Source organism: Actinomadura napierensis (assembly GCF_039529375.1).
Lineage (GTDB): Bacteria > Actinomycetota > Actinomycetes > Streptosporangiales > Streptosporangiaceae > Spirillospora > Spirillospora napierensis.
In genome coordinates, this window is sequence record NZ_BAAAMR010000428.1 from 1 (window position 1) to 522 (window position 522).

1 protein-coding gene is annotated in these 522 nt (G+C 41.2%); it reads left to right on the forward strand.

The features are described 5' to 3' along the window. The coding region (locus ABD296_RS50290) for a molybdopterin dinucleotide binding domain-containing protein (RefSeq protein ID WP_344285848.1) at nucleotides 1-522 on the forward strand (522 nt) is incomplete at both ends.

The following is a 522-nucleotide window of genomic DNA, read 5'->3' on the forward strand; positions in this document are numbered from 1 at the left end:
GCAGATTCAGTTGCTTTTTTATTGCCGCTATCTATTCAATATGCTGTTTTACATACCAAAGCAGTACGCCGTGCAGGTTATAAAGGTAATCCATTAACACAAGGTGTCAAACTATTTGAGCAGATATTAAAGCAACGTTCAGGTATGGTTTTATCGCAACATGAATATGACGAAGTCTGGAAACTGGTAGCTTATAAAGATAAGAAAATACGTCTTGCAATTCCCGAGATGTTAAGTGAACTCGCAAGCTTGAAAAGCCATAACGTTAATGTTGAAGAGTTTCCTTTCATCCTTTTGTCAGGTGAACGCCGTAGTTACAATGCCAACCAAATTTACCGTGACCCTGCTTGGCGAAAAGTAGATGCAGAGGGTGCATTGCGTATTCATCCCGAAGACGCAAGACACTTAAATGTAGATGCAGGAGGGCAGCTTAAATGTATCTCAGCGCATGGAGAAATTCAGGTAGCTATTGAGTTGGATGATGGGATGAGAAGAGGTGTCGTATCACTTCCACATGGCTAT